The 4,744-nt window shown below is 69.6% G+C and carries 3 protein-coding genes; 2 read left to right on the top strand and 1 reads right to left on the bottom strand.

Features of this window, described 5'->3' with window-relative positions:
* The coding region (locus ACSNOK_RS30830) for a glycosyltransferase family 2 protein (protein WP_436784096.1) at positions 1 to 1,722 on the top strand (1,722 nt) is incomplete at its 5' end.
* On the top strand, positions 1,719 to 3,755 hold the full coding sequence (locus tag ACSNOK_RS30825) for a galactose oxidase-like domain-containing protein (RefSeq protein ID WP_436784095.1): 2,037 nt from the start codon (positions 1,719 to 1,721) through the stop codon (positions 3,753 to 3,755). The genes ACSNOK_RS30830 and ACSNOK_RS30825, both read left to right, overlap by 4 nt.
* A 73-nt stretch (positions 3,756 to 3,828) precedes the next feature.
* Here the strand turns inward: ACSNOK_RS30825 and ACSNOK_RS30820 are convergent.
* The coding region (locus ACSNOK_RS30820; RefSeq protein ID WP_436784094.1) for a glycoside hydrolase family 6 protein at positions 3,829 to 4,744 on the bottom strand (916 nt) is incomplete at its 5' end.

Here is a 4,744-nt window from a genome sequence, read left to right as displayed (position 1 = left end):
GGCCAGGGCCCCCGCGCCCCCCGCCCGGCGCATCCCCGATACGACTACGAGCACTACAGCCGGCTCGCCGGCCCGCTCACCCGGCCGGGGGACGGTCCGTACACCGTGCGGTACCGCAGCCTGCTGGCCGACGAGCCGCACCGGATCCGGGCCGCGCTCCTGCTGGGCGCGGCCCCCGTCGTCTCCGTCGTCCTCCTCCTCTGGCTGCTCCAGCCCGCCCACTGGGTGCAGCGCGACCACGCCGGACCGCTGATGCGCGTCCTCGACCTGGTCATGCTGGTCTCCATCGGGCTGATCGAGCTCTTCCGCACGCTGAACGTCGTCTCCAACGCCCACGCCACGCTGGTCGCCCGCGACCCCATACCCGTCGTCCCCGAGACCGGCACCCGGGTCGCGTTCCTCACCTCGTTCGTGCCCGGCAAGGAGCCGATCGCGATGGTCACCCGCACCCTGGAGGCCGCGGTACGGGTCCGCCACCGGGGGCCGGTGCACGTCTGGCTCCTCGACGAGGGCGACGACCCCGAGGTCAAGGCGGTGTGCGCCCGGCTGGGGGTGCGCCACTTCACCCGCAAGGGGGTCGAGAAGTGGAACCGCCCCAAGGGCCCGCACCGGGCGAAGACCAAGCACGGCAACTACAACGCCTGGCTGGACGCCCACGGCGACGACTACGACTTCTTCGCCTCGGTGGACACCGACCACGTGCCGCTGCCCAACTTCCTGGAGCGCATGCTCGGTTACTTCCGTGACCCCAATGTCGCCTTTGTCGTTGGACCTCAGGTGTACGGGAACTACGACGCGACGGTCACCAAGGCCGCCGAGAGCCAGCAGTTCCTCTTCCATGCCCTCATCCAGCGCGCCGGCAACCGGTACGGCGCCCCCATGTTCGTCGGCACCAACAACGCGGTGCGGATCAGCGCCCTCAAGGGCGTCGGCGGCCTCTACGACTCGATCACCGAGGACATGGCCACCGGCTTCGAGCTCCACCGCCACCGCAATCCGGCCACCGGCCGCCGCTGGCGCTCCGTCTACACGCCGGACGTCCTCGCCGTCGGGGAGGGCCCCAACGCCTGGACGGACTTCTTCACCCAGCAGCTGCGCTGGTCGCGGGGCACCTACGAGACGATCCTCAGGCAGTACTGGAAGGGCCCCTTCACCCTGTCGCCCGGCACCTTCCTCAACTACACCCTGATGGTCATCTACTATCCGATGACCGCCGTCAACTGGATGCTCGGCGCCCTCAGTTGCACCCTCTTCCTGGGCCTGGGCGCGGCCGGCATCCAGATCGACTCACAGGTCTGGATGATGCTCTACAGCGACGCCGCCGCCCTCCAGATCGGCCTCTACATCTGGAACCGACGGCACAACGTCTCCCCCCACGAGCCCGAGGGCTCCGGCGGGGTCGCCGGCATGGTGATGTCCGCGCTCTCCGCGCCGGTCTACGCCCGCTCGCTGCTCGACGCGGTTCTGCGCCGCAAGAGCCGCTTCGTGGTGACCCCCAAGGGTGACTCCGCCAGCCCGGACACCCTCTTCGGCACCTTCCGCATCCATCTCTTCTTCCTACTGATCTTCGGCGGTTCGCTGATGGCCTCGTTCTTCCTCGGTCACAGCCATGCGGCGATGCGCACCTGGGCGGCCCTGGCCGTCGTCATCACGGTCGCGCCGATCGTCGCCTGGTGGTGGACCGCGCGCCACGGCACACAGCCCGAGGGAGCCCAGCCATGAGACTCCGCCCCCTGTCCGACCGCCGCTCCGGGCCCGTCATCGGGCGCCGCACCCGCCGGACGGCGGTGGGCGCGGCGGTGGTCCTCGCCCTGGCGGGCATGAACGGGCCGGCGATCTGGGGCTACGCCTCCGACCAGTACCACGAGTACAAGATCAACAAGCCGGAGTACAAGGCGAAGAACGGCCACTGGGACGTCGTGGACGTCCCGGACGAGTACCGGATCAACACCATCCACGCGGCGCTGCTGCAGACCGGCAAGGTGCTGCTGGTCGCCGGCTCGGGCAACAACGCCGCCAACTTCGCGGCGAAGACCTTCCGGACGGTCCTGTGGGACCCCGAGAAGAACACCTTCAAGAACATCCCCACCCCCAAGGACCTCTTCTGCGCCGGCCACACCCAGCTGCCGGACGGAAAGCTGCTGGTCGCGGGCGGTACCCAGCGCTACGAGAAGCTGGAGGGCGATGTCACCCGGGCCGGCGGCCTGATGGTCGTCCACAACGAGAACCCGGACAAGCCGATGACCTTCCCGGCCGGCACCCGGTTCACCGGGAAGCAGTCCGGCAAGTCCTTCGAGTCCAAGGACGCCGTCCTGGTGCCGCGCGCCAAGAAGGAGCAGGGCAAGGACGGCAAGGTCAAGGTCACCGTCAGCACCGCCCGGGTCTATGTGGAGGCGCTGGAGCAGGGCCAGGAGCACGCCACCGGCCTCACCGACAACTACCGCATCGAGGGCCTCAAGGGCGACGACAGCCGCAACTTCTACGGCATCGCCAACAAGCTGTCCTTCGACAAGAAGGACTTCCAGGGCATCAAGGACGCCTTCGAGTTCGACCCGGTCGCCGAGCGCTACGTCACCGTCGACCCGATGAACGAGGCCCGCTGGTACCCCACGCTGACCACCCTCCAGGACGGAAAGGTCCTCTCCGTCTCCGGTCTGGACGAGATCGGCCAGGTGGTCCCGGGGAAGAACGAGATCTACGACCCCAAGACCAAGAAGTGGACGTACCTGCCGAAGGAGCGGTTCTTCCCCACCTACCCCGCCCTCTTCCTCACCGACAAGGGCAAGATCTTCTACACCGGCTCCAACGCGGGCTACGGTCCGGCCGACAAGGGCCGTGAGCCCGGTGTGTGGGATCTGGGGAACAACTCCTTCATCCCGGTCCCCGGCATCAGCGACCCGGACGCCCTGGAGACCTCGATGTCCGTCCTGCTGCCCCCCGCCCAGGACCAGCGGTACATGGTCCTCGGCGGCGGCGGGGTCGGCGAGGACAAGAAGTCGACGGCGAAGACGCGCATCGTCGACCTGCACACCGAGCGCCCGCGCTTCCGGGACGGCCCCGACCTCTACGCCAAGGCCCGCTACCCCAGCAGTGTCATCCTGCCGGACGACACGGTCCTCACCACCAACGGCTCGGGCGACTACCGGGGCCGCAGCGCCTCCAACGTCCTCAAGGCCGAGATCTACGACCCCAAGGCCGACGCCTCCCACCGGGTGGCCGACCCGCTGGTGGGCCGCAACTACCACTCGGGCGCGCTGCTGCTGCCCGACGGACGGGTGATGACGTTCGGCTCGGACTCCCTCTTCCGGGACAAGGACAACACCCAGCCGGGCGTCTTCCAGCAGCAGATCGACCTGTACACCCCGCCGTACCTCTTCCGTAAGGGCGACCGGCCGGAGATCAAGGACACCGACCGGCGGACCGTGAAGCTCGGTGACAAGACGACCTACCGGATCGCCTCCGCCCACGGCGTCGCCAAGGCCCGGCTGCTCCGCCCGGGTTCGTTCACCCACGTCACCAACATCGAGCAGCGGTCGATCGCGCTGGACCTCAAGAAGGAGGGGACGGACCGTTTCACCGTGGCCCTCCCGAAGGACCCGTCCCTGGTGCCGCCCGGGTGGTACATGGTCATGGTGCTGGACGAGCGGGGCGTCCCGTCGAAGGCGGCCTGGGTGAAGGTGCCGACGGCGGAGAAGAAGGACGACGAGAAGAAGGACGAAAAGAAGGACGAGGACAAGGAGGAGAAGAAGGACTGAGCGCCGGGCAGCCGGCCGACGCAGCGGCCGCCCGGGAACGTCCCGGGAGCGGAGTCCGACGCCGCCGGCGGGCTCAGGAGTGCGCGTTCCGCGCCAGTTCCAGGGCGTACGTCTCCCACCACTCGCCCGCGTCGGGGCCACCCTTGCAGGCTCCGTCAGACTCTCCTGGCCGCTTGACCCACAGATAGGCGTCGACCAGCCGGTCGCCGGTGCGGGTGGTCGGCGGTTCGCCGAGCGCCCGTCCCGAGGGGTTGCACCAGGCCTTCTCGTGGTCGCCGCCGGAGAGCGGCCCGTTCCCGTTGCGGCTGGTGTCGATGACGAAGTGCTTGTAGCCCACCAGCGCCGAGAGGGCGTGCCCGTACTCCTTGCTGGCCTGGGTGGTCTGGAAGTTGCTGACGTTGAGCGCGAAGCCGTCCGCCCGGTCGATGCCCGCGCGGCGCAGCGGCTCGGCCATCCGGTCGGCCGGGGTGACCCAGCTGGGGTTGCCGGCGTCCAGGTAGACCTTGGTGCGCGGCAGCGCCTTCAGCCGGCGGACGGCCTCCTTGAGCAGCGCGTACCGCTCCTCGTGGAACTGCTGGGGCGTACAGCCGTCCTCCATGTGCGGCAGCGCGTCGGGTTCCAGGATCACGGTGGCGCTGCGGTCGCCGATGCCGCTCGCCGCGCGGTCCAGCCAGGCGCGGTAGGAGTCGCCGTCGGCGGCGCCGCCCTGGGAGTACTGGCCGCAGTCGCGGTGCGGGATGTTATAGAGGACGAGGAGGGCGTCGCGGTCGGCCCTGGCCGCCGCCTCGGTGAAGCCGCGGGTCTGGCTCTCGGGATCGTCGACGCCGATCCACTCGGCGACCGGCTGCTGGGCGATCTTCGCGATCAGCCGGGCCTCCTGCTCCTTGCCGGCGCTGCGGAGCCGGGCGGCCTGCCGGGCGGCGTTGCCGTTGGGGTTGACCCAGAACGGGGAGTGGTCCCGGGGGAGCTGGGAGGGGGACGCGGTGGGC

This window comes from Streptomyces sp. URMC 126 (genome assembly GCF_051386555.1).
Taxonomy (GTDB): Bacteria; Actinomycetota; Actinomycetes; order Streptomycetales; family Streptomycetaceae; genus Streptomyces.
The sequence above is the reverse complement of the archived record's forward strand: the minus strand, read 5'-3'. Positions and strand labels throughout refer to the sequence as shown.

Bases quoted from the DNA above. Each gene is read 5' to 3' on its own strand.
- ACSNOK_RS30825 (WP_436784095.1), top strand. From the start codon at position 1,719: ATGAGACTCCGCCCCCTGTCCGACCGCCGCTCCGGGCCCGTCATCGGG.